The following is a 24,050-nucleotide window of genomic DNA, read 5'->3' as shown; positions in this document are numbered from 1 at the left end:
GTCACTCGTATTCGGGCGCGGCCGGAAGCTGGAAGAACTCCTCCAGCGTGGTGAACCCCGTCTCGCGCATCTCGGTCGCGAGGTCGACGCCGACGTACCGGAAGTGCCAGGGTTCGTACTCGTACCCGGTGACCGGGGTCTTGTCGGCGGGGTAGCGCAGGATGAACCCGAACCGGTACGCGTTGTCGCGCAGCCAGATGCCCTCGGCGGTCTCGCCGAAGCACGCGTTCAGCGAGCACTCCCCCGACTCGGCGCCGATGTCCATGGTGAGGCCGGTCTGGTGCTCGCTGAAGCCGGGGCGCGCCGTCGAGAGGTCGTCGCCCGAGTAGATCGACTGCTGCGCCGAGTACGAGCGATACGCGCTGTTCGAGGCGAGCGAGAGCCCGGCCTCGTTCGCCGCCGCGTCGAACATGGCGACGATGGCGTCGCTGGCCTCCTGCCGGAGCAGCGGGTCCCACGTGTGCGGCACCGGCACGTCGACGAGATCGGCCGGCACGTAGTCCGTCGGGTTCAGCGGGCGGAGCTTGTTCACGACGACCCAGATGCTCGCCGGGTCGTCGATCGAGTGCGCCGCGCGGTCGAACGTCGCGACGCTCGCGGGTGGCGGCGCCTCGGCGGGCGCCGGGCGCGGGCTCGCGGCCTCGGGCGCGTTCACGTCGTCGGATGCCTCGGGGCCGGCGGTCTCGGCGCCCGCACCCCCGCCCGAGGTCGCCCCGACCACGATCGCCGCGACGCCGAGCAGTGCGACGATCGCGGGGATCGCGACCCGCATGCGCCGCCGGCTGAGCTCGACGGAGCGCTGATCGGGTGCGGAAGCCATTGCCGAAGTCTACCGAGCGCGGGTCCCGGCCCCCTGGTTCGATCCCCTGCTCAGGATGTTCTGCACGACAGGCCCTCTGTCCGCTCCGCTGCTCAGGACATTCCGCACGACATGCCGTGCGGCTCGCGCCGCTGCGCGGCGTGTCGGCGATTTCTTCCTGAGCAAGGAATCCGGAGGCGAGAGTGCACGTCGGCTCGTGCGGCCCGAGCGGAGAACCTGAGCGGCCTGAGCGAATGAACGGAGGCGGGAACCGCGCTGTGAGAGCGCTCTCTTGACAGGCATCGATGCCACCCGTAGAGTCTCGTCCTGAGCTCGTGAGAGCGCTCTCACCCAGCGTTCCCGGGCTTCTCCCGCGCGGCCTGACGCGTCGCTCCGGCGCGCCTGCGCACGCTCGACCACGCACCATCCATGCACCACATCCGCCCTGAACCACGCACACAAAGGAGTGACCGTGAAGCGCTCACGACCCATCCGCGCCGCAGCCGCCATCGCCGGCGCGGCGACCATCGCCCTCGTGGCCACCGCCTGCGCCGGAGGCGCTGACGACGGCGGCGGCGACGGTGGCGGCGACCTCACCCTGACGGTGACCACCTTCGGCACCTTCGGCTACGACGACCTCTACGCCGAGTACGAGGAGCTGAACCCCGGCATCACCATCGAGGCCACCAACATCGACACCGGCGGCAACGCCCGCACCGACGCGTTCACCAAGATCGCCGCGGGCTCCGGTCTCAGCGACGTCGTCGCGATCGAGGAGGGCTGGCTCGGCGCGATCATGGAGGTGTCCGACCAGTTCGTCGACCTGCGCGACTACGGCATCGAAGACCGGGAGTCCGACTGGGTCGACTGGAAGTACCAGCAGGCGACCGACCCCGACGGCCGGGTCATCGGCTACGGCACCGACATCGGTCCCGAGGGCATCTGCTACAACGGTCCCGCGCTCGCCGCGGCCGGCCTGCCCACCGACCGTGAGGAGGTCGCGAGCCTGCTCGAGGGCGACTGGGCGAACTACTTCGACGTCGGCCGCCAGTACCAGCAGGCGACCGGCAAGGCCTGGTTCGACCACGCCGGATTCGTCTGGAACGGCATGGTCAACCAGATGCCCGAGGGCTACTACACGACCGACGGCGACCTGAACGTCGAGGGCAACGCCGACCTGCAGGCGAACTTCGAGCTGCTCGGCTCCGCCGTCGAAGACGGCCTCTCGGGCGCACAGGCGGTCTGGGACTGGAACGGCGGCAAGTCGTTCGTCGACGGCACGTTCGCGACCTTCGTCTGCCCCGGCTGGATGCTCGGCGTCGTGCAGGGCCAGGTCGAGGCGGGCGGCGGCGACGCCAGCACCGGCTGGGACTTCGCCGACGTGTTCCCGGGCGGCGCGGGCAACTGGGGCGGCGCGTTCCTGTCGATCCCCGAGAGCTCGAAGCACAAGGAGGAGGCGGCCAAGCTCGCCGACTGGCTCACGCAGCCCGAGCAGCAGGTGAAGCAGTCGGCCGCGGCCGGCAACTTCCCGAGCACCGTGGAGGCGCAGGAGACGCTCGCGGCCGACGCGACGCCGAACGAGTTCTTCAACGGCGCCCCGACCGGCGCGATCCTCGCCGAGCGCGCCAAGGGCATCGTCGCGCAGTTCAAGGGCCCGGACGACTCGGTCATCCAGGAGAACGTCTTCGGCCCGCCGCTGCAGAAGCTCGACCGCGGCGAGCTCACGACGCAGCAGGCCTGGGACGAGGCGATCTCGCTCCTGAACGAACTCGTCGGCTGATGGACCGGTGCGGGGTCCCGGCGCCCATCCGGGACCCCGCACCAACGACGACCCCCGGTTCGAGAGAAGGATCCACATGACCGCCACCCTGCGCCCGCCCACACGCGGCGATACGCCCGGCGACACCGGCGGGCAGCCGCGATCGCCCCGGCAGGGCCAGCCCCGCCTCACGCTCCGCCAGCGGGTCAGCCGATTCGACGTCAAGGCGAGCCCGTACCTCTACGTCTCGCCGTTCTTCCTCCTCTTCGCGCTCGTCGGGCTCTTCCCGCTCATCTACACGTTCGTCGTCTCGATGTTCGAGTGGGACCTGCTGAAGGGCCAGGGCGAGTTCGTCGGCCTCGGCAACTTCACCGAGGTGCTGGGCGATGCCTTCTTCTGGAACTCCATCCGCAACACGATCAGCATCTTCCTGCTCTCCGCCGTCCCACAGCTCGCGATGGCGCTGCTCATCGCGGCCCTGCTCGACCGCGGACTGCGCGCACCGACCATCTGGCGCATGAGCGTGCTGCTCCCCTACGTCGTCACCCCCGTGGCCGCCGCCCTGATCTTCTCGAGCGTGTTCAACAACGCCGACGGGCTCGCGAACAACCTGCTGAACCTCGTCGGCATCTCCGACCAGGCGTGGAAGCAGGACACGTTCCTCTCGCACCTCGCGATCGCGAGCATGGTCAACTGGCGCTGGACCGGGTACAACGCGCTCATCCTGCTCGCCGCGATGCAGGCCGTGCCCAAAGACCTCTACGAGTCCGCCGCGATCGACGGCGCAGGCGCCGCCCGCCGCTTCTTCTCGATCACGATCCCGTCCATCCGGCCCACCCTCATCTTCGTGATCATCACGGCCACCATCGGCGGCCTGCAGATCTTCACCGAGCCGCGCCTGTTCGACGTCTCGAACGCCGGCGGCATCGGCGGCAGCGACCGGCAGTTCCAGACCACGGTCCTCTACATGTGGGAGCTCGCGTTCTTCCGCAGGGACTTCGGCGAGGCATCCGCCGTCGCCTGGTTGCTGTTCCTGCTCATCGTGGGCTTCGGCCTGATCAACTTCGTCGTCTCGCGACGCATCGCGAACACGGGCGCGCCGCGCAAGCGGCGCCGGCGCGGGCGGGCGGATGCCTCGGGCTCAGCGGATGCCCCGGATGCGACGGATGCCTCGGGCGCCGACGACACCCGCTCGATCACGACCGAAGGGGCGAACCGATGACGACCGCCACCCCCGAACCCATTCCCGCCGAGCGGGTCGACCTCGTCCCGCCCGAGCGGCCCCAGCCCGAGACATCCGCCGATGCCCGCCCGCCGCGGCGCCGTAGCCGTCAGGGCGACGCGGGACTCGGCAGCCGGCCCGGGTTCCTCACCTACGGGCTGCTGCTCGCGTTCATCATCGGCGGCGCGTACCCGCTGTGGTGGTCGTTCGTCGTCGGCAGCGGCACGAACGCGACCCGCGGCGAGACCTTCCCGCTGCTCCCGGGCGGCAACTTCCTGACGAACGCGGCGAAGGTGTTCGACGCGATCCCGTTCTGGCTCGCGCTCGGCAACTCGATCATCGTGTCGACCGTGATCACGGTCTCGGTCGTGACGTTCTCGACGCTCGCGGGCTACGCATTCGCGAAGCTGCGGTTCCGCGGCCGCGACGGGCTCATGGTGTTCGTGATCGCGACCATGGCGATCCCGACGCAGCTCGGCATCATCCCGCTGTTCATGGTCATGAAGGAGCTCGGCTGGACGGGCGAGCTCGGCGCGGTCATCGTGCCGACGCTGGTGACCGCGTTCGGGGTGTTCTTCATGCGGCAGTACCTCGTGGACGTCATCCCAGACGAGCTCATCGAGGCCGCGCGCGTCGACGGCGCGAACCAGATCCGCACGTTCCTGAACGTCGCGCTGCCCGCCGCCCGGCCCGCGATGGCGATCCTGGGGCTGTTCACGTTCATGATGGCCTGGACCGACTTCCTGTGGCCGCTCATCGTGCTGAGCCCGCAGAACCCGACGCTGCAGACCGCGCTCAGCCAGCTGCAGTCGGGCTACTACGTCGACTACTCGATCGTGCTGACCGGCGCCGTGCTCGCCACCATCCCGCTGCTCGTGCTGTTCATCGTGGCCGGCAAGCAGCTCATCTCCGGAATCATGCAAGGAGCCGTGAAGGGTTGAACGACCAGCTCACCACCCCCACCCAGCCGATCGTCGTCCCCGCCGCCGTCCCGTTCGGGGCGTTCGGGCGCGACTTCATCTGGGGATCGGCGACCGCCGCGATCCAGGTCGAGGGCGCCGCCCACGAGGGCGGCCGCGAGGACTCCATCTGGGACGCGTTCGCGCGCGTGCCGAACGCGATCGCGAACGGCGATACCCCGGCCGCCGGTGTCGACCACTACCACCGCGTACCCGAGGACGTCGCGCTGATGCGCGGGCTCGGCCTCGACTCGTACCGGTTCTCGACGAGCTGGGCGCGCGTCGTGCCGGGCGGCCGGCGCGTGAATCGCGAGGGCCTCGACTTCTATTCGCGGCTCGTCGACGAGCTGCTCGGCGCCGGCATCCTGCCGTGGCTCACGCTGTATCACTGGGACCTGCCGCAGGCGCTGCAGGAGCTGGGCGGCTGGGCGAACCGCGACACGGCGTACCGCTTCGTCGAGTACGCCGAGGCCGTCTACGACGCGCTCGGCGACCGCGTGACGCACTGGACGACGTTCAACGAGCCGCTGTGCTCGTCGCTGATCGGGTACATCGGGGGCGAGCACGCGCCCGGGCTCAACGACCCGGTAGCGGGACTCGCCGCGGTGCACCACCAGCACCTGGCTCACGGGCTCACCACGCGGCGGCTCCGCTCGCTCGCGCGGGACGCAGGCCGAGACATCCGTCTCGGGATCACGCTGAACCTCACCAACGCGGTGCCGGCCGACCCGGCCGACCCCGCCGACGTCGAGGCCGCGCGTCGCATCGACGCGCTCTGGAACCGGATGTTCCTCGAACCACTCGTGCTCGGCCGCTACCCCGCTGACCTGCTCGATGACGTGCGCGGGTTCGGGCTCGAGGCGCACATCCTCGCCGGCGACCTGGGGACGATCGCGGCCCCCATCGACTTCCTCGGCGTGAACCACTACCACGACGACAACGTGTCGGGGCGGCCGCTGCCCGCCGACGCGGTGCCGTCGCTGCGGCCGACCGACAAGCCGGGGCGCTCGCCGTTCCCCGGCAGCGAATGGGTGACGCAGCCGTCCCGCGGGCTGCCGCGCACGGCCATGGACTGGGAGGTGAACCCGGCCGGGCTCGAGCAGCTGCTCGTGCGCCTCGGCCGCGAGTACCCGACGCTACCGCCGCTGTACGTGACCGAGAACGGCGCGGCGTACGACGACGTGGTGGCGGCCGACGGCCGCGTGCACGACGTCGAGCGCACGCAGTACCTGGTCGACCACATCGCGGCCGTCGGCCGTGCGATCGAGGCGGGCGCCGACGTGCGCGGATACTTCGTCTGGTCGCTGCTCGACAACTTCGAGTGGGCGTGGGGCTACGACAAGCGGTTCGGCATCGTTCGCGTCGAACGCGACACGATGGCGCGCATCCCGAAGGACAGCGCGCTGGCGTACGCGGCGCTCATCGCGCAGGCGAAGGCGGATGCCTCGGGCTCGACGCCGCGCCCCGCCTCCGCCGAACCCTCCGCCCACGTCCCGGCCTCCGCGGAATCCTCCGCCCACGTCCCGGCCTCCGCGCCACTTCTGCACGCGCGCGCCAGCACTGCGGGCGCGGAGGCGCAGAACTGGCGCGGAGGTGAGACCCGGGAAGGTCGCGGCGGCACAGCAGACAGCGGCACGGCAGACAGCGGCACGGCAGACGGCGGCACGGCAGAGAGCGGCACAGCGGACGGCGGTCGCGCCGGGGCATCCGCTCGGCCCGCCGCTATCGTGGAGTGAACCGGGCCGGACGCGCCCGGGACGGATGGGGGACGCGATGATCGGATCCTCCGGCGGCGCGCCGACGCTCGAGATGGTCGCCGCGCGAGCGGGCGTCTCCCGGGCGACCGTGTCGCGGGTCGTGAACGGCTCGCCGAAGGTCAGCCCCGACGTCGTCGCGAGCGTACAGGCGGCGATCGCGGACCTGAACTACGTGCCGAACCGTGCTGCGCGCTCGCTCGCCAGCCGGCGCACCCAGTCGATCGCGCTGATCGTGCCCGAGTCGGCCGCGAAGGTGTTCGACGACCCGTTCTTCGCGTCGATCGTGCAGGGCATCGCGGTGGCGATCGCGTCGACCGAGTACACGCTGACCATGCTCATCGAGTCGGAGGTCGACCCCGGCAAGACGAGGCGCTACCTGCTGGGCGGCAACGTCGACGGCGCGCTCGTGGTCTCGCACCACACGGGCGACCACTCCTACGCTCAGCTCAGCGGCTCGCTGCCGCTCGTGTTCGGCGGCCGGCCGCTCGACGTGGCCGAATCGAGCGGGTACACCGTCGACGTCGACAACGAGCACGGCGCCGCCATGGGCACACGTCATCTCGTGGAGCGCGGAGCGCGGCGGATCGCGACGATCGCCGGTCCGCAGGACATGCCCCCCGGTGTCGACCGGCTGCGCGGCTGGCGCACGTCGCTCGACGCGGCCGGCCTCGCCGCCGACCTCGTCGAGCCCGGCGACTTCACGGCGGCGTCGGGTGCCGCGGCCATGCGCCGGCTGCTCGAACGCGAGCCCGCGGTCGACGGCCTGTTCGCGGCGAACGACCAGATGGCGATGGGTGCGCTCGCGACGCTCGCCGAGACCGGGCGCAGCGTGCCCGACGACGTCGCCGTGGTCGGCTTCGACGACGACCGCTACGCCGCCACGACGACCCCGTCGCTCACGACCGTGCGCCAGCCGTCGTCGAAGATGGGTGCGGAGATGGCCACGAAGCTCGTGCGCCTCATCGCGGGCCAGCCGGTCGAGGCCGAGACCATCCTGCCGACCGAGCTCGTCGTCCGCGCCTCCGCCTGACGCGCCCGGCCGTGTCGGCCACGTCGCCCGCGCCGCGCAAGCCCGCCGCGCGCCCCCGCCGCGCGCCCCCGCCGCGCGCCCCGCCGAGTGCCCCCGCCGAGTGCCCCCGCCGAGTGATGACGAAACGCGTCGGTGTGACCGTCGTTTCGTCATCACTCGGCGCATATCGTTCACACTCGGCGGGTTGGGGCGGATCGGGTCGAGTGGGGTCGGGTCGGATCGGGGCGGGTCGGGTCGGATCGGGGCGGGGCGGGGCGGGGCAGGCAGTGGCGCGGGTCAGGGGACGTGCGGCAACACATCCTCGGCGAGGTAGTCGAGCAGGTCGGGGTCGTCGAAGTCGAGCACCTGGAGGTACAGCGTCTCGGCGCCGAGTTCGGCGACGCCCGCGATGCGGTCGATGACCTGCTGCGTCGTGCCGCCGATGCCAGACGTCCGCAACTGGGCGGGGTCGCGGTCCACGCGCTCGGCGCGGCGCAGGAACTCGGCCTCGCTCGCACCGGCGACGGTCGTGAGCGCGGTCGAGTACACGAGCGATCCCGGGTCGCGGCCGGCCGCCTCGGCCGCGGCGCGCACGCGCGCGAACTGCGCCGCGATCACCTCGTCGGACCGGAACGGCACATTGAACTCATGTGCGAAGCGCGCGGCGAGAGCCGGGGTGCGGGTCGGCCCACCGCCGCCGATGATCACTGGCACGGACTGCTGCACGGGCTTCGGCAGAGCGGGCGCGTCCTCGAGCTCGTAGTGCTCGCCGGCGAAGGAGAAGGTCGAACCGATGGGCGTCGACCACAGGCCGGTCACGATCTCGAGCTGCTCCTCGAGACGGCCGAACCGCTTCGCGGGGAACGGGATTCCGTACGCGCGGTGCTCCCCCTCGTGCCAGCCGGTGCCGAGGCCGAACTCGATCCGGCCACCGCTCATCTCGTCGACCTGCGCGACCTGGATCGCGAGCAGGCCCGGGTGCCGGAACGTGAGGCTCGTGACGAGCGTGCCGAGCCGGATCGTCGACGTCTCACGTGCGAGCGCGCCGAGCGTGACCCACGAGTCCGTCGGCCCGGGCAGCCCGTTCCCGGACTGTGCGAGCAGGTGATCACTGCGGAAGTACGCGTCGAACCCGAGCCGCTCCGCGGCGAGCGCGAGGTCGAGTTGCTGCCGGTAGGACGCGCCGATCTGCGGCTCGGTGAACACCCGGAATCTCATCCCGCCATCATCTCGCACCGCTCGGGCGGCGCTCCGTGACGTGCGTCACGCGGCGTGATACGTCGGGTTCAGGCGGATGCCTCGCCCGGGGCTGCGATCTCGAAGACCACGTCCGGCGTCGCGGCGAAGCGGGCGCGCATGACCTCGATCGCCTCGGGGTTCTGATCCACGAGCACGAATCGCCGGCCGAGCGTCGCGGCCACGGCCCCGGTCGTGCCCGATCCGGCGAAGAAGTCCAGCACCCAGTCGCCCGGCCTGGTCGATGCCTGCACGATGCGCCGCAGCACGCCCTCGGGCTTCTGCGTCGGATACCCCGTCTTCTCACGCCCGGTCGGCGACACGATCGTGTGCCACCACACATCGGTCGGCAGTTTGCCGAGCTCGGCCTTCTCGGGCGTCACCAGGCCGGGCGCCATGTACGGCTCGCGGTCGACCGCGGCGGAGTCGAACCAGTACCGGCCGGGGTCTTTCACGTACACGAGGATCGTGTCGTGTTTCGCGGGCCAGCGGCTGCGGGTCTTCGCGCCGTAGTCGTACGCCCAGATGATCTCGTTGAGGAAGCACTCGCGGCCGAACAGCGCGTCGAGCAACACCTTCGCGTAGTGCGCTTCGCGGTAGTCGAGATGCAGGTACAGCGTGCCGTCGTCAGCGAGCAGCCGCCATGCCTCGGTCAGCCTCGGCTCGAGGAAGCCCCAGTAGTCGTCGAACCGGTCGTCGTATCGCATGAGGTCGCCCCGGATCCGTTCGTACCGTTGGCCGCCGAAGCCGGTGACGGCGAGGGCGGATGCCTCGGCCGGAGCCGTATGCCCATCGAGCCGTACATGCCGGACGGACTGCCTGGTCTGCGGACGCCCGGTGTTGAACGGCGGGTCGAGATAGACGAGCGTGAACGCGCCGTCGGGCAGGGTCGGCAGCACGTCGAGGTTGTCCGCATGGATGATGCGGTCGGGTCCGTCGAGCGCCACGCGCCCAGTCTGCCAGCGCGGGGAGCGAGCGCGTCGCGCCCCGCGCCGTGGCGACGCCTCAGGCTGGGCTGCGACGATACTCGATGCGCGTGTCCACGGCCCTGGCCTGCGTCACGATGGTGGTACCCGCCGAGCCCGGCGCACGCGTGATCCACGAGGTGGCGACCTCGCGCCGCACCCCGTCGGCGCTCTCGAACGTGGTGACGGCACGGGCCTGCACCCGCAGTTCGAGCTGCAGGCAGGTGGCCGTCAGCTCATACTCGACGTACCCGGCGGTGCGCTCGGTCATCGTGAGCTCGGACTGGCATGCATTTCCCGACTCGACGACCGCCGCGGTGTCCTCGGCGGCGATGGCGACGAGGCCCCCCGTCAGCGGCAGTCCCGCCCCGAGCGCGGCCCCGATGAGCGCCCGCGTGATGCGCTTCATGATCCGGTCCCTTTCTCTCGCCACGATCTGTCGCGAGGATAGTAATATCCCGAATGGGCCTATGAGCCACCTGAGGAGCCGACGATCGGCCTGACGGCCGACGGGTCAGCGGTCGACGTCGAGGCGGATGCGGCCGCGGAACCGGTCGGGATCGTCGTCGTCGGCGTCGGCCGACGCGAAGGCGATGCCCTTGTCGCCGTCACCGGGCAGCGGTGCGGGCGCGGGGAGCCGGCTCTGCCGGTCGGCCTCGACCTGCGCCTCGTACTTGCGCGGCGCGAACACCTCGTCGCCGATCATGAGCACACCGCCGGCGGTGCCGCCGCGCTTGGTCTTGTCGGAGAGGTCGATCCAGCCGGCGCGCTGCGCCAGCCAGCCGACGGCGACGATCGCGACCGCGATCACCACCCAGATCCACCACTCCACCCGGCGAGTCTAACGAAGGCCACCCGACCGTTCCTCAGCACCCGGGCATTACCCAGGTGAACTTCAGGGGACGCGGTGCAGCCACTCGCGCGTCGAGAACTTCGTCTCCACGAGCTGTTCGGCCTCGGCGAACTCGTCGGCGGTCACGGCGCCGGGGGTCGCCCCGTAGAGCGACGTGAACGTCTGCTTGAGGCTCTCGATGATGGCCGCCCGGCTGAGCCCGGTCTGCGACCGCAGCGGGTCGACCCGCTTCGCCGCGCTCGCGATGCCCTTGTCGCTGATCTTCTCGCGGCCGATGCGCAGCACCTCGAGCATCTTCTCGTTGTCGAGGTCGTACGCCATGGTCACGTGGTGCAGCACGCCGCCCGACCCGAGACGTTTCTGCGCGGCGCCGCCGATCTTGCCGAGCGGGCTCGCGATGTCGTTCAGCGGCTGATACGTGGCCTCGATGCCGATCGCCCGGAGCCCCTGCAGCACCCAGTCGTCGAGATAGGCGTACGAGTCGGCGAAGCTCATGCCCTGCACGAGCTCGGCCGGCACGTACAGCGAGTAGGTGACGACGTTGCCCTGCTCCATCATCATCGCGCCGCCGCCCGAGATGCGGCGCACGACGTCGAACCCGTACTTCTCGGCGCCCTCGGCGTCCACCTCGTTCGTGACCGACTGGAACGAGCCGATGACGACGGCGGATTCGTCCCACTCCCAGATGCGCAGTGTGGGCTTGCGGCGCCCCTCGCCGACCCGGGTCGCGAGCACCTCGTCGAGGGCGAGGTGCAGTCGCGGCGACACCGCGGCGTCGTGCACGAGCTCCCACTCGTAGTCCGCCCAGGTGCGCGCGTTCGTCAGCGCGCGCCGCACCGCGACCGCGACCGCCTCGGCCGAGAACCCGAGCATGACGGCATCGGGTCGCAGCCCGGCCGAGATCGCCTCGGCGATCTGCTTCGCATCGGATGCCTCGGGCAGGCCGTCGAGCGCGCGGTTCAGGTCGTCGAGCGCCTCGTCGGGCTCGAGGAAGAAGTCGCCCGCGACGCGCGGATTCCGGATGAGGCCGTCGACCACGTCGAAGTCGACGACCACGAGCTTGCCACCGGGGACCTTGTACTCGCCGTGCATGAGGGACAGCCTACGGCGAGCGGATGCCTCAGGCCCGGGCCGCGCGCACCGAACAGCACGCGCGCCGGCGTTCATCGAACGGTCGCGCATGGCGGGTCGGATCGCGCGACACCCGCCATCCGCGACCGCTCGATGAACTGATGCGGCGGGAGCGCGACACAGCGCGAGCGGGCGGAGGTCAATCGACGGCGAAGCGGGCGTCGAGCCAGGCGATGAGGTCGGCGCGGACCTCGGCCTGGTTGGTCTCGTTGAACACCTCGTGGCGGGCGCCGTCGTAGACGATGACCTCGACGTCGATGAGACCCGAGCGCCGCACGTACGCCTCGGCCAGTCTGCGGGCGCTCTCCTCGCCGCCGAGCGTGTCGTCGGAGCCGACCACGATGAGCACGGGCAGCTCGCGCGGCAGCCCGCGGGCGGGGCGGCCCAGCAGGCGCGCAGCGTCGGCGAGGCCGAACAGCCGCTGCAGCCGCTTCTCGGTCGTGTACGGGTCGGCGGTGAACTCGGCGGCGACGGACGGGTCGCGGCTGAGCCACTCCACGCCCGTCGACCCGAGATGCGCGTGCCGTCGGTTGAGATCGCCCCCGTCCATGTGCCGCACGGTGCGGTAGGCCGTGCCGGTGAGCACGACCGCGTCGTACCGGTCGGCGTGGCGGTTCACGATGATCTGCGCCATGAGCGAGCCCCACGAGTGGCCGAGCAGGATGAGCGGCAGCTCGTCGCCCTCGGCCTCGCGGATGACGCCGGTGAACTGTTCGACCGCCGCGACCGCGGCGCGCAGTCCGCCCGGGCCGAGCCGGCCCATCCGCGTGAGGTCGCCGCCGTGCTGCTCGAATCCGGTCTGCCCATGACCGCGGTGGTCGTCGGCCCACACCGAGTACCCGGCGGCGTTGAGCGCCTCGATCAGCCGCCCGTACCGGCCGATGTGCTCGCCGACCCCGTGCACGAGCTGCACGGCGGCCACGGGCTCGGCCACCCGCCACGACGAGTAGTGGATGCGCACGCCGTGCGGATCGGTGAAGGTCGCCATGGGCACATTCTGCACCCGCGCACATCGCTGAGCCGAGAAGCCAGGAATCATTAGCGCCGCTCATTAGTTAGGCTAAGGGTATGACCGACACCCTGACCGCGCCCGCGCGCTCGCGTCGCCCGACGCTCGCGGAGCAGAGCACCGAGTTCCGCCTCGCGGTCATGCGCGTCGCGAGACGGCTCCGCCAGGAGCGCGCCGACACCGACATCAGCGCGACGCAGCTCGCCGCGCTCGGCTGGATCACGACCGAGGGTCCGATCACGCTCGGCCGCATCGCCGAGCTCGAGCGGGTCACCCCGCCCTCCATGAACCGCACGGTGAACTGGCTGGTCGGCGCCGGCTACGCGACCCGAGAGGCCTCGCCCGACGACGGGCGGAAGGTCCTGCTCCGCGCGACGCCCGAGGGGGCCGCGATCATCCGCGAGACCCGCCGCCGCCGCGACGCCTGGATCGCGAAGCGCTACACCGCCCTGACCCCTGACGAACGCGAGACGCTCGCCAAGGCCACCACGATCCTCAGGAGGCTCGCCGACCAGTGACCACCATGTTCCGTTCACTCGCCCACATCGACTACCGCATCTGGTTCATCGGCGCGCTCGTCTCCAACGTCGGCGCCTGGATGCAGGCCACCGCCCAGAACTGGGTCGTGCTCACCGAGCTGAGCGACAACGATGCGCTCGCGGTGGGCTTCACGGTCGCCCTCCAGTTCGCCCCGCAGCTGCTGCTCGTACCGGTCACGGGGCTCATCGCCGACCGGTTCGACCGGCGCAAGATCCTGATCGCGACGCAGTCGGCGCTGATGCTGCTCGGCCTCGCGCTCGGCCTGCTGCTGCTCTCGGGCCGCGCCGAGCTGTGGCACCTCTACGTCTTCGCGACCCTCCTCGGCATCGTGACCGCGGTCGACAACCCCGCGCGCCAGACCTTCGTCTCCGACCTCGTCTCGGGCCGCGACATGTCGAACGCGGTCGCCCTGAACTCGGCCTCGTTCAACGCCGCGCGCATGATCGGTCCGGCCGTCGCCGGCCTGCTGATCGTGGTGGTCGGCTCGGGCTGGGTGTTCATCATCAACGCCGCGACCTTCCTCGCCGTGATCGGCGCGCTCATCGTCCTCCTGCGCCGGCCGGTCCGGCGCCTGACGCGCGCGCCGCAGCAACGCGGCGCGTTCGTCGCCGGGTTCCGGTACGCGTGGCGGCGGCCCGACCTCGTGGTCGTGTTCGCGATGGTGTTCCTGATCGGCGCGTTCGGCATGAACTTCCCGATCTTCTCCTCGACCATGGCGGTCGAGTTCGGGCGCGGTGCCGGCGACTACGGCCTGCTGAACTCGATCATCGCGATCGGCTCGCTGACCGGAGCGCTGCTCGCCGCTCGTCGTGAGCGGGCCCGCATGCGGGTCATCATCCTCGCGACCGCGTTCTTCGGCGTCGCCGCACTGACCGCGGCGCTCATGCCGACGTACTGGCTCTTCGCCGCGTCGACCGTGCTGATCGGGTTCGGCGCCGTGACCATTCTCACGACGGCGAACGGGTACGTGCAGACGACGACCGAGCCGTTGCTGCGCGGCCGCGTCATGGCGATCTACATGGCGATCCTCGCGGGCGGTATGCCCATCGGCGCGCCGATCATCGGCGCGGTCGCGAACGAGTGGGGTCCGCGCTGGGGCCTCGGGCTCGCGGCGATCGCGGCGGGCATCGCCGCCGTGATCGGCCTCGTCTGGCTCGTCGTGGCGCGCGGCATGCGGCTGGGTCGGCACCCCGAGCGGCGGTGGGCGCCCGCGCTCAGCTTCACCGAGACGCCGACGGCCGCCATCGCGATCACCCCGACGATGCCCGTACAGGTCGTCGACGCCGAAGCCTCGGCGCCGACCGCAGCATCGGCACCGAGCGGAGCATCCGTCCCGGCCAAGCCTGCTGTCAGTCAGCGGGCATCCGTCACCGACGAGGCATCCGTCACGGCCGCGCCCGACGAGGCATCCGTCACCGAAGACGACACGGTCGGCGCGACCGGAACCGCGCCGACCGGCCTCCGCCTCAGATGACGCCGAGCGCGAGCATCGCGTCGGCGACGCGCGTGAAGCCCGCGATGTTCGCGCCCACGACGTAGTCGCCGGGCGCCCCGTACTCCTCAGCGGTCGACGCCGTGCGCTCGTGGATCCCGGCCATGATCTCGGCGAGCCGCTCCTCGGTGTGCTCGAACGTCCACGAGTCGCGCGACGCGTTCTGCTGCATCTCGAGCGCGCTCGTCGCGACGCCGCCGGCGTTGACGGCCTTGCCCGGCCCGAAGAGCACGTTCGCCTCGCGGAACACCCGGATCGCGTCGGGCGTCGCGGGCATGTTCGCACCCTCGGCGACCGCGACCACGCCGCTCGCGACGAGGCCGCGCGCGTGCGCCTCGGTCAGCTCGTTCTGCGTCGCGCAGGGCAGCGCGACGTCGATGCGCTCGGCGCTCGCGATCTCCCAGACGGATGCCCCTGGCCGGAACGTCGCCCGGCCGCCACGCTCCTCGGCGTAGACGGAGACGCTCTCGCGGCGGCGCTCCTTGACGTCGCGCAGCAGCTCGAGGTCGATCCCGTCGGGGTCGTGCACCGCTCCCGCCGAGTTGGAGACGCCGACCACCTTGCCGCCGAGCTCCTGCACCTTCTCGACGGCGTAGATCGCGACGTTGCCGGCGCCGGAGACGAGCACCTGAGCCCCGTCGAACGACCGGCCACGCGTCTCGAGCATGTGCTGCGTGAAAAACGCCGTGCCGTACCCGGTCGCCTCGGTGCGCACGAGCGAGCCACCCCAGGTGAGCCCCTTGCCGGTGAGGACGCCCGACTCGTACCGGTTCGTCATGCGCTTGTACTGGCCGAAGAGGTACCCGATCTCGCGGGCGCCGACCCCGATGTCGCCCGCGGGCACGTCGGTGTACTCACCGAGGTGCCGATGCGCCTCGAGCATGAACGACTGGCAGAACCGCATGATCTCGCCGTCGGACTTGCCCTTGGGGTCGAAGTCGCTGCCGCCCTTGCCGCCGCCGATGGGCATGCCGGTGAGGGCGTTCTTGAAGATCTGCTCGAAGCCGAGGAACTTCACGGTGCCGAGCAGCACGCTCGGGTGGAAGCGCAGCCCGCCCTTGTACGGGCCGAGCGCCGAGTTGAACTGCACCCGGAAGCCGCGGTTGATGTTCACGCGGCCCGCGTCGTCGACCCACGGCACCCGGAAGATGATCTGCCGCTCGGGCTCGCACAGCCGCTCGAGGATCGAGGCCTGCACGTAATGCGGATTCCGCTCGAGCACACGGTCGAGCGAGTCGAAGACCTCGCGGACCGCCTGATGGAACTCGGCCTCGCCGGGGTTGCGGGCGAGCACCTGCTCGTAGACGTGCTCGATCGCGGAGTGGTTCTGTGCCACGTGGGTGATTCCTCTCTCAACGCGACGCCGCGCGGCGAATCGGGCCGCAGCGCGCGAAATCTCCACATTACCGAGCGATCGACCCGGATGACGTCGCCCGCCGCTGACGGCCGAGTGACGTCGACGCCGTCGAACGGTCGCGGATGGCGGGTTCTGTCGCGAACCACCCGCCATCTGCGACCGTTCGGTGTTCGAAGCTCCGCGTCTACCGCCCGCGCGTCGAGTCGCGCACGACGAGCTCGGGCTGGAACACGATCTGTTCCCGCTCGGCCTCGCCGCCGCCCGCGGCCTCCTTCAAGAGCAGGTCAACCGCGGTGTAGCCGATCAGTGCGGCGGGCTGGCGGATCGACGACAGCGGCACGACGGCCGCGCGCGCGAAGTCGATGTCGTCGTAGCCGATGAGCGCGATGTCTTCGGGGACGCGGACGGTGCCGAGCATCATGAGCGCCTGCAGCACGCCCATCGCGAGCAGGTCGTTCGCGGCGAAGATCGCGTCGGGGCGCTCGGCCGGCTCGCGCTCGCGGATGAGCTCGCCCGCCGCGCGCCCCTGCAGCACGGTCAGCGAATCGGTCTCGATCACTTCGAGCGAGGCATCCGGCACCTCGGCGACGGCGCGACGCGCGCCGTCCAGACGGTCGGTGACCTGACGGATGCTCCGGGGCCCACCCACGAACGCGATGCGGCGCCGGCCCGACTCGAGCAGGTGCCGCACGGCGACCGTGCCGCCCACCACGTCGTCGACCGCGACCGACGAGAAGACGCGGTCGCCCGCCTGCCGGTCGACCAGCACGACGGGTGTGCCCCGATCGCGCAGGCGTTCGAGCCGGGCCGGGTCGTCGGTCATCGGCGAGATGAGCACGCCGCGCACGCGCTGCTCTTCGAACAGGTCGACGTAGGCCGCCTCGCGGTCGGCATTGTCGTCGGTATTGCCGAGCAGCACCGTGTACCCGTCTTCGGCGGCACGGTCCTCGGCACCTCGCGCGACGTCGGTGAAGAACGGGTTGCGCACGTCGAGCACCACGAGGCCGATCGAGCGGCTCCGGCCGGCCCGCAACTGCCGGGCGGCGTCATTGCGCACGAACCCGAGCTGCTCGATCGCCGCGAGCACGCGCTCGACCGTGGCCGGCGCGACCTTCTCGGGCCGGTTCAGCACGTTCGAGACGGTGCCGACGGACACCGACGCCGCTGCCGCGACGTCGCGCACACTCACGACCACGCGGCACCCCTGTTTCCTCTGTCGACGCCGACTCGGTGGGCGTCTCTGTCCACGCCCCGCGGCACCACGGCACGACCACCGTCGGATCGGACTCTACCAAGCCGGCCGGCCCGGTCGCCCGCGGCGACCGGACCGGCGCTGATGGTAGGAACGGCGCACATCAGACCCGCCGCCTGCGGCGGGCGAAGAACACCGCCGCCGCGCCGACGAGGAGCAGCACGATGACCGCCCCGATCCACACGACGGCGTCGAAGCCGGTCGAGGCGATCACGTTGGCCGGCACCTCGACGGCGCCGCCGCCCGGGCCGCCGTCGGCAGCCACGGGTACGAGCACGAGGGTGTGCTGACCGGCGGGCAGGCCGGCCGGGACCGTCGCATACGCCGCGATGACACCGGCGGCACTCGCGGTCGCGGTCGCGAGCAGCACCGGGTCGGAGTGCAGCTCGATGCGGACCTGCACGCCAGGCTCGAACCCGCTCGCCTCGACGAGCACCTGCGCGCCCGGCTCGAGGTCGACGGGCGTGGGCGCCGCCGTGCGGTCGAGCGCCAGCTCGGCCGACGTATTGCCCGCCCGATCGATCGTGCGCACGAGCAGGGCGTCGGGAGCCGGCGTCGTGGCGACGAGACGTTCGAGACCGGCTACCCACGTGGCGCCGTCGGCCGAGTACTCGATGCGCTCGATGCCGGAGCCCGCGTCAGAGGCGAGCACGCTCACGCGGCCCGAGTCGGAGAGCCAGCCCCACACGACCGGTGCCGTGGCGTCGACCTCGATCGTGCGCGAGCCGACCGGGCTGACGTTGCCCGAGACATCCGTCGCGCGGTACTCGAACACGTGACGGCCGTCGGCCAGCGCGACCGGCGCGGTGTAGGCCGTCCAGTCGCCGCCGTCGAGACGGTACTCGATCGTCGCGACGCCGCTCTCGGCGTCGGTCGCGGTGAGCGTCGCCGTCGCGCCCCCGACGTGCCAGCCGCCGGTGCCGGGGTTCGAGACCTCGAGCGAGACGGTCGGCGCCGTGACGTCGGGAGCGGTGACGGTGACGTCGACCGACCGGGTCGCGCCGACGTTGCCCGCGACGTCGATCGCGCGGTACTCGATGCGGTGCTCGCCCGGCCGGTCGATCGTGAGCGTGTCGCCCTCGACCCAGGCGCCGTCGCCGACTCGGGACTCGATCGAGCGGACCCCGGACGTGGCATCCGTCGCCTGGAACGTCACCGTGCCGGAACCGATCGCCTCGCCGTCGACGAACTCGTCGCCGAGCGTCGCCGTCGCCTCGGGCGCAACCGTGTCGATGCGGACCGGAAGGCGCACGTCGTCGGAGACGTTGGCAGCCCGGTCGGTGGCGCGCGCCACGACCTCGAAGTCGCCGTCGTCGGCGAACCCGACCGGTGACCCGTACGCCTGCGCCGCCGCACCGTCGATCGCGTACTCGATCTCGACCTGCTCGTCGGCGTCGCGATCGTCGCGCGCCGCCATCGAGACGCTCACGGGCGCCTGGGTGAACCAGCCGGTCGTCGCGTCCGGCGCCGACGGATCGGTGCGCAGCACCAGCTGAGGTGCGGTCGTGTCGGGCGCGACCGGCAGCGTCCACACGTCGGCGATCGACGGGTCGTAGAAGCTGTGGTCGTCCTGCGTCTCGAACCGCACGCGCACGCTCGAGGCGTCTGGCGTCTCGGGCGCCACGAACTCGAACGTCTCGGTCCCGACGCCGGTCGTGTGCGAGTACTGGCGCAGATGCGCCTCCTCGCCGTCGATGTAGACCTTGTACCGCTTTGTCTGCGCCCGGTCGTAGGTCTCGATCGCGCGGATCGCGAACGGCTCGCCCGCCACCACGGCCATGTCGAACTCGAAGAACGAGAAGTCGGTGAGGTGACCGGCGTACCGCCTCGTGAGCCCGGCCTCGGTGTTGATGCCCGACGAGGCCGACGCCGTGAGGCCGTGCGCCTGCTCGTCGGCCGGCACGCCGAGATCGAGGTGGTCGTAGCCGTCGGGCACCTCGGTGACCGGGGCCAGGTCGACCGTGAGCTCGGCCCTCGTCGTCGCGAACGTCGCGCCGTCGCGCACGAACGCCACGTCGAAGCCGGCGCGCGCGCCGGACGACGGCGAGCCGAGCGGGACGAACACCGGCACCCGCACCTCGGTCTGCCCACCCGCTGGCACGACGACCGTCGCACTCGGCAGCGGCTGCACCCAGCCGTCCGGCGCCGTCACCGCGACCTCGCCGGCCGCCGGCGTCGTGCCGGTGTTCTCGATCGTGGCCACGAGCGCCGTCGCGGCACCCGGTTCGACCGTGGCGGGGTCGAACCGCGCATCCGTGAAGGCGACCGGGGAGTCGACAGTCAGCGCGAAGGACGTCGGGAACGCGATCGCGTGACCCGCGAACAGATAGCCGACCTCGGCCGCGCCCGGCACGGATCCCGGAGCCGTGTCGACCGGCACCGTGAACGGCAGCTCCGCGGCGCCGTCCGCGCCGGCCGCGAGCTCGTCGGCGATCGGGACGATCGGGTCGGCGGATGCCTCGAGCCAGCCCTCGGGCAGATCGGCGAGCCACGCGGCCACCTCGGTGAGCCCGGCGTCGCCGCCGTTCGTCACGCGCACCGCGACCGCGCCGGACTCGCCCGGCTTGGATGCGGCGGCGACCGGCTCGGCGCTCACCCCGACCGAGAGCAGCGCGCTCACCGCGACGCCGTGCGTGTCGCGAACCGTCTGCGCGGCCTGGGCGAGCGCGGTGCGCGCCGGCTCGGCGACGTCGTCGCCCCGGAGCCGACCATCGATCTCGTCGAGCGTGCCGGAGACGGCCGCGAGCCGTTCGGCGGCGGCGATCTCGCCGTCGGCGAGCGCGTTCAGCGCACCGGCGACATGGTCTCGCGCCTCGTCGACGCGCGCCAGCAGGTCACCGTACGCGTCGGCGCCGAGGTCGCCGGCGTCGTGCGCGGCCTGCACGGCCGCGGCGAACCGCTCGAGCTCGGCGAACACCGTGCCGACGGCGCCCGCGCGCTCGTCGACCTCGAAGGCGTAGTCGCCCGAGCCGACGGTCACGACGAGCTCACCCGCGAGCTCCTCGACGCCGACCACGCCCTCGACCTCGTCGAGCGGGAGCCCGCCCTCGGTCGCGGCCCAGCGGTTCTCGGCGGGCAGCGTCACGCGCGCCGTCGAGCCGACCGGCACGTGCGTCGCGAGCTCGAGCACGCCGTCGCGGGACTCCCAGTCCACGCGGACCGGGCCGTAGGGGGTCTGCGTCTCGGCGCGCGCCCAGTCCATCTGATCGGTGACCACCGGTGCGATGTCGATCGTGCGGTAGCCGTCGTCGACGGACGGCCTGATGCCGGCGACGCCGTGATAGAACCAGTCGTCGACCGTGCCGAGGAAGTAGTGGCCGAGCGAGCGCGACTCGAGCGACCAGTGCTCCCACATCGAGGTGCCGCCGTTCTCGATCATGTAGCCCCAGCTGGGGTACGCGGTCTCGACGGCGAGGTCGAACGCCACGTCGGCGTAACCGAACTCGCTGAGCACGGGCAGCAGGTACTTGGTGCCGGCCACGCCCGTGTTGAGCTTGCGGCCCTTCGCGTCGATGTCGGCCACGAGGCTCGCGGCCACGCGCTCGGCCGTCTGGTCGTCGGGCGTGAGCCCGAACGCGAGCGCGAGCACGTTGTGCGTCTGCCGGTAGCCGCGGTCGCCCACGCCCCGGTAGTGGCCGGCGGCCTCATCGAGGAATGTGGCGTTGAAGGTCGCCTTCACGGTCTCGGCGTTCGCGGCGAACCGGGCCGCGTCGTCGCTCTTCCCGAGATGCTCCGCGGTGCGCTGCATCGACACGAGCATCTCGTAGAGGTAGGCGGTGTTCGATACGCGCGTGTCCTCCGGCGCGTTGCCGCCGGCCGGGCTCGCCTCGGGGCTGACCCAGTCGCCGAGGCGCGGGTTCGTCACGAGTCCGTTCGCCGAACGGCCGAACTCGAGGTCGACGTAGGCCTGCATGCCGTCGTACTGCTCGGCGATCACGCGCTCGTCGCCGCCGTACTGGTAGAGCCACCACGGGATCATGACGTACGCCGAGTGCCAGATGGGGTTCACGCCCCACTGGCCCCAGTCGCTCGAGCTCGGCGCGATCACGTACGGGGCGCCGTTCTCGTCGCGGCTCTCGTGCACGTCGCGCATCCATTTGGCGAACAGCTCGTGCGTGTCGAGGTTCATCATGAACATCTCGGCGCCGACGGCGGCGTCGCCCGTCCAGCCGTTCTTCTCGAACATCGGGGTGTCGGTCGGGATGCCGTGGATGTTGTTCTTGAGCGTGTCCACCACCGCGCGGTGGACGCGGTTCATGATCGGCTCGGATGACTCGAACGTGCCCCATTCGTCGGCATCGGTGTGCACGACCTTCGCCGTGAAGTCGGCGAGCTCGGGTTCGTCGCCCTCGGGCCAGCCGGTCACCTCGATGTACTGGAAGCCCTTGTAGGAGAAGCTCGGCTCCCAGGTCTCGGGCTCGCCGGTCCCGGCGAGGATGAACCGGTCGGTCTGGAACCCCGAGCCGAACCCGCCGTTGTTGTCGGCGTTCAGCCGGCCGTTCGCGCGCAGCTTCTCCGCCGCCTGGGCGCGGATCGTGGTGCCCGCCGGCCCCTCGACCGTGTACTCGACCCAGCCGGCGATCACGCGCGGGAACTTGACGATGTAGGTGCCGTCGGCGGGCTCGGTGATCTCGACCGCCGGCAGCTCCTCGGTGATCCGGATGGGCTGCTGGCGCTGGTTGACGAGCACGCCAGCAGGGCCCGTGGTCTCGGTCGCCGACGCCCACGCACCGTCGTCGAAGCCCACGGTGTCGAAGCCGGGTTGCACGGCGCCCGCGTCGTAGGTCTCGCCCCCGAAGAGGTCGTCGAAGACGGTCGGGCCGTCGGCGATGCGCCAGCTGTCGTCGGTGACGACGTGCTGCACCGTGCCGTCGGCGAACTCGACCCGCAGCAGCGCGCGGACCACCGGCTCGTCGTGCCACGGCGGCGACTCCCACCACCAGACGTTCGATCCGGTCATGCCGTAGAAGCCGCGGCCGAGCTCGACACCGATCGCGTTCGTGCCGGCCTCGAGCAGCGAGGTGACATCGGTGGCGACGTACTGTGCGGTGTCGTCGAAGTCGGTGAACCCGGGCGAGAGCACGTCTGCACTGATCGGCTCGCCGTTCAGCGTGACGTCGGCGTACCCTCCGGCCGCGACGAAGACCGTGGCCTGGCGGACGCCGGCGCTGAGGTCGAACTCCTTGCGCAGCAGCGGCGCGGGATTCGGATCGGCGACCGGCGCGCGGACGCCGGAGCCCCAGGGGCCGGAGCCGTACGTGGCGTGCACGGCGGCCGCACCCCAGGCTGAGTCGTCGAAGTCGGGCTCGGCGAAGCCGGGCTCGACGACCTTCGACGCCTTCCAGTCCGTGCCCGTGCGGACGAGGTCCGCCGAGCCGTCGGAGTAGGTCACGCGGATCGTGGCGATGAGGCCGGCCGGCGAGCCCTCGCCGTTGTTCGTCAGCACCGCGACGACATTGCGGTCGGCCTGCAGCTCGACCTCGTACCGACGCGACTGCTGCCACTCGTTCACCGCGCCCTCGGTCTCGCCGAGCGTGTCGCCGTTCACGAAGAGACGGAAGAGATCGTCTGCGGTGATCACGATCTCGGCCGACGTCGCCGTCTTGCCGGCGGGCGTCTCGAGGGTGCGGCGGAACGCGCGCTCCTCGGCCGGGGCGACCGGGGCCGTGGCCTCGGGGGTCCAGATCCAGGACGAGCCCTCGACGGTGAGCGCCTCGCCGCCGTCCGGGTCGTCGAGTCGCTCATTGCCGATCCACTGGCTGCCCTGCCAGTCCTCGTCGGTGAACAACCCCGAGCGGAACTCCGAGTCGGCGGTCGCGGCGCCCGCGTTCGTGGTGGCCTCGACGCTCCAGACGTACCGCGTGGCGGGTGCGAGCGCCGGGCCGTCGTACTCCACGTTCGCCGACTCGGCGGACGCCACGACGCCGCTGTCCCAGACCGTCTCGCCGGCGCTGAGGGCCGCCTCGGACTCGGCGAGGCGCAGCCGGTACGACTCCTGCAGCACGCCGCGGGCCGAGCTCTCGATGATCCAGGAGAACCGGGGCCGGTCCACGTCGATGCCGACCGGCTCGGTCTTCTTCTCGACCTGGAGCCCGCTGAGCCGCAGTCCCTCGTCGACCGCGGCACGCGGTCCCGAGGTGCCCGCGTCGACCGGTGCGGCCGCCGCGACCGTGCCGCCGGTCGCCACGAGGGCGAACGAGAGCAGCAGGGCGGAGAGCGCGGGCCGGACGCGGATCCTTCGCGGCCCGGCGGTGGCTCGTGTCGTGCGGCGGGCGCTGAGTCGGGCGTAGGGCATCGCGGTGCATCCCATCGTCGTTGATCGGAGGTGCTGCCCGCTGCGGGGCAGTCGAGCAGGAGGTGCGGGGTGAATCGAAGGGTGACGCGCTGGGCGAAGAACACGCGGAAGAGGTGCCGGTTCGATGCCTGAAACGATTCAAATGTCAACCTATCATTCCCCCCATGAGAGGGTCAAGGACGTGCCGATGCATCCGCCCTCCCCCCGCCCGCCAGCCCGCCGCAGGCCCGCCCGCAGACCCGCAAATCCCCGCCGAACGGGCGCAGATGGCGGGTCCACACGGAAATCACCCACCAGGCGCGACCGCCCGATGAGATCGCGGCGCCCCGGAGCCCGGCCCGACTTCAGCTTGACGAGCGCGGCTTCCGGACGTAGCATCAGATGAAACGATTCATTCCCTCGACGTGGAGGCTGC

At 71.4% G+C, this 24,050-nt stretch carries 16 protein-coding genes and 1 pseudogene; 7 read left to right on the top strand and 10 right to left on the bottom strand.

Annotated elements, in window-relative coordinates:
• Nucleotide 1 precedes the first annotated feature (1 nt).
• A complete protein-coding gene (locus QU602_RS02180) occupies nt 2–820 on the bottom strand; it encodes a M15 family metallopeptidase (protein WP_308798514.1) in 819 nt (272 codons plus the stop codon).
• Nucleotides 821–1,271: 451 nt separating this feature from the next.
• Between QU602_RS02180 and QU602_RS02175 the strand changes: the two genes are divergently transcribed.
• From QU602_RS02175 to QU602_RS02155, 5 genes and pseudogenes are all read left to right on the top strand, one after another.
• Nucleotides 1,272–2,579, top strand: coding sequence for an ABC transporter substrate-binding protein (locus QU602_RS02175; RefSeq protein ID WP_308798513.1), 1,308 nt, complete (start codon nt 1,272–1,274; stop codon nt 2,577–2,579).
• Nucleotides 2,580–2,655: 76 nt separating this feature from the next.
• Nucleotides 2,656–3,780, top strand: a complete 1,125-nt coding sequence (locus QU602_RS02170; protein ID WP_373692872.1) for a carbohydrate ABC transporter permease — start codon at nt 2,656–2,658, stop codon at nt 3,778–3,780.
• Nucleotides 3,777–4,721 carry a carbohydrate ABC transporter permease gene (locus QU602_RS02165; RefSeq protein WP_308798512.1) on the top strand — a complete coding sequence of 315 codons (945 nt, stop codon included), beginning with the start codon at nt 3,777–3,779 and terminating at the stop codon, nt 4,719–4,721. The genes QU602_RS02170 and QU602_RS02165 overlap by 4 nt, the downstream gene beginning before the upstream one ends.
• 29 nt (nt 4,722–4,750) lie before the next feature.
• Nucleotides 4,751–6,187 (top strand): annotated as a pseudogene (locus tag QU602_RS02160) (glycoside hydrolase family 1 protein); the annotation flags it as partial.
• A gap of 325 nt (nt 6,188–6,512) precedes the next feature.
• Nucleotides 6,513–7,526 (top strand): LacI family DNA-binding transcriptional regulator, encoded by a 1,014-nt coding sequence (locus QU602_RS02155; RefSeq protein WP_308798511.1) that lies wholly within the window; start codon nt 6,513–6,515, stop codon nt 7,524–7,526.
• A gap of 276 nt (nt 7,527–7,802) precedes the next feature.
• On the opposite strand, the gene QU602_RS02150 is transcribed toward QU602_RS02155, so the two are convergent.
• The 6 genes from QU602_RS02150 to QU602_RS02125 all read right to left on the bottom strand — a co-directional run bounded on the left by QU602_RS02150 (nt 7,803) and on the right by QU602_RS02125 (nt 12,678).
• Nucleotides 7,803–8,723 carry a TIGR03560 family F420-dependent LLM class oxidoreductase gene (locus QU602_RS02150; RefSeq protein WP_308798510.1) on the bottom strand — a complete coding sequence of 307 codons (921 nt, stop codon included), beginning with the start codon at nt 8,721–8,723 and terminating at the stop codon, nt 7,803–7,805.
• Nucleotides 8,724–8,791: 68 nt separating this feature from the next.
• Entirely contained in the window at nt 8,792–9,688 is an 897-nt protein-coding gene (locus QU602_RS02145) for a DNA-methyltransferase (protein ID WP_308798509.1), read from the bottom strand.
• A gap of 58 nt (nt 9,689–9,746) precedes the next feature.
• A complete protein-coding gene (locus QU602_RS02140; RefSeq protein ID WP_308798508.1) occupies nt 9,747–10,115 on the bottom strand; it encodes a hypothetical protein in 369 nt (122 codons plus the stop codon).
• Between the two features lie 105 nt (nt 10,116–10,220).
• Nucleotides 10,221–10,538: a hypothetical protein gene (locus QU602_RS02135; protein WP_308798507.1), complete on the bottom strand. Its 318-nt coding sequence runs from the start codon at nt 10,536–10,538 to the stop codon at nt 10,221–10,223.
• Nucleotides 10,539–10,601: 63 nt separating this feature from the next.
• The gene (locus QU602_RS02130) at nt 10,602–11,651 is read right to left on the bottom strand and encodes a lipoate--protein ligase family protein (RefSeq protein WP_308798506.1); all 1,050 of its coding nucleotides are present in this window, start codon (nt 11,649–11,651) and stop codon (nt 10,602–10,604) included.
• A gap of 178 nt (nt 11,652–11,829) precedes the next feature.
• Complete coding sequence (locus QU602_RS02125) at nt 11,830–12,678, bottom strand: alpha/beta hydrolase (protein ID WP_308798505.1); 849 nt, start codon at nt 12,676–12,678, stop codon at nt 11,830–11,832.
• An 80-nt stretch (nt 12,679–12,758) separates the two neighbouring features.
• Between QU602_RS02125 and QU602_RS02120 the strand changes: the two genes are divergently transcribed.
• Both QU602_RS02120 and QU602_RS02115 read left to right on the top strand, forming a co-directional pair.
• On the top strand, nt 12,759–13,217 hold the full coding sequence (locus tag QU602_RS02120; protein ID WP_308798504.1) for a MarR family winged helix-turn-helix transcriptional regulator: 459 nt from the start codon (nt 12,759–12,761) through the stop codon (nt 13,215–13,217).
• Between the two features lie 5 nt (nt 13,218–13,222).
• On the top strand, nt 13,223–14,713 hold the full coding sequence (locus tag QU602_RS02115; protein ID WP_308800249.1) for an MFS transporter: 1,491 nt from the start codon (nt 13,223–13,225) through the stop codon (nt 14,711–14,713).
• Here QU602_RS02115 and gdhA read toward each other — a convergent pair.
• From gdhA to QU602_RS02100, 3 genes are all read right to left on the bottom strand, one after another.
• Nucleotides 14,706–16,067, bottom strand: coding sequence for an NADP-specific glutamate dehydrogenase (gdhA, locus tag QU602_RS02110; protein ID WP_308798503.1), 1,362 nt, complete (start codon nt 16,065–16,067; stop codon nt 14,706–14,708). The two genes, QU602_RS02115 and gdhA, sit on opposite strands and share 8 nt — an antisense overlap.
• Nucleotides 16,068–16,272: 205 nt before the next feature.
• Nucleotides 16,273–17,283 carry a LacI family DNA-binding transcriptional regulator gene (locus QU602_RS02105; protein ID WP_308798502.1) on the bottom strand — a complete coding sequence of 337 codons (1,011 nt, stop codon included), beginning with the start codon at nt 17,281–17,283 and terminating at the stop codon, nt 16,273–16,275.
• Nucleotides 17,284–17,443: 160 nt separating this feature from the next.
• A complete protein-coding gene (locus tag QU602_RS02100; RefSeq protein ID WP_308798501.1) occupies nt 17,444–23,635 on the bottom strand; it encodes a family 78 glycoside hydrolase catalytic domain in 6,192 nt (2,063 codons plus the stop codon).
• Between the last annotated feature and the right edge of the window lie 415 nt (nt 23,636–24,050).

It is taken from the genome of Agromyces protaetiae (assembly GCF_030866785.1).
Lineage (GTDB): Bacteria > Actinomycetota > Actinomycetes > Actinomycetales > Microbacteriaceae > Agromyces > Agromyces silvae.
This window is presented reverse-complemented; position numbering and strand designations above follow the sequence as displayed.

Coding starts and splice junctions, on each gene's coding strand:
- QU602_RS02140 (WP_308798508.1), bottom strand. CDS start 10,115: ATGAAGCGCATCACGCGGGCGCTCATCGGGGCCGCGCTCGGGGCGGGA.
- QU602_RS02165 (WP_308798512.1), top strand. CDS start 3,777: ATGACGACCGCCACCCCCGAACCCATTCCCGCCGAGCGGGTCGACCTC.
- QU602_RS02125 (WP_308798505.1), bottom strand. CDS start 12,678: ATGGCGACCTTCACCGATCCGCACGGCGTGCGCATCCACTACTCGTCG.
- QU602_RS02150 (WP_308798510.1), bottom strand. CDS start 8,723: ATGAGATTCCGGGTGTTCACCGAGCCGCAGATCGGCGCGTCCTACCGG.
- QU602_RS02120 (WP_308798504.1), top strand. CDS start 12,759: ATGACCGACACCCTGACCGCGCCCGCGCGCTCGCGTCGCCCGACGCTC.
- QU602_RS02130 (WP_308798506.1), bottom strand. CDS start 11,651: ATGCACGGCGAGTACAAGGTCCCCGGTGGCAAGCTCGTGGTCGTCGAC.
- QU602_RS02155 (WP_308798511.1), top strand. CDS start 6,513: ATGATCGGATCCTCCGGCGGCGCGCCGACGCTCGAGATGGTCGCCGCG.
- QU602_RS02100 (WP_308798501.1), bottom strand. CDS start 23,635: ATGCCCTACGCCCGACTCAGCGCCCGCCGCACGACACGAGCCACCGCC.
- QU602_RS02115 (WP_308800249.1), top strand. CDS start 13,223: ATGTTCCGTTCACTCGCCCACATCGACTACCGCATCTGGTTCATCGGC.
- QU602_RS02180 (WP_308798514.1), bottom strand. CDS start 820: ATGGCTTCCGCACCCGATCAGCGCTCCGTCGAGCTCAGCCGGCGGCGC.
- QU602_RS02170 (WP_373692872.1), top strand. CDS start 2,656: ATGACCGCCACCCTGCGCCCGCCCACACGCGGCGATACGCCCGGCGAC.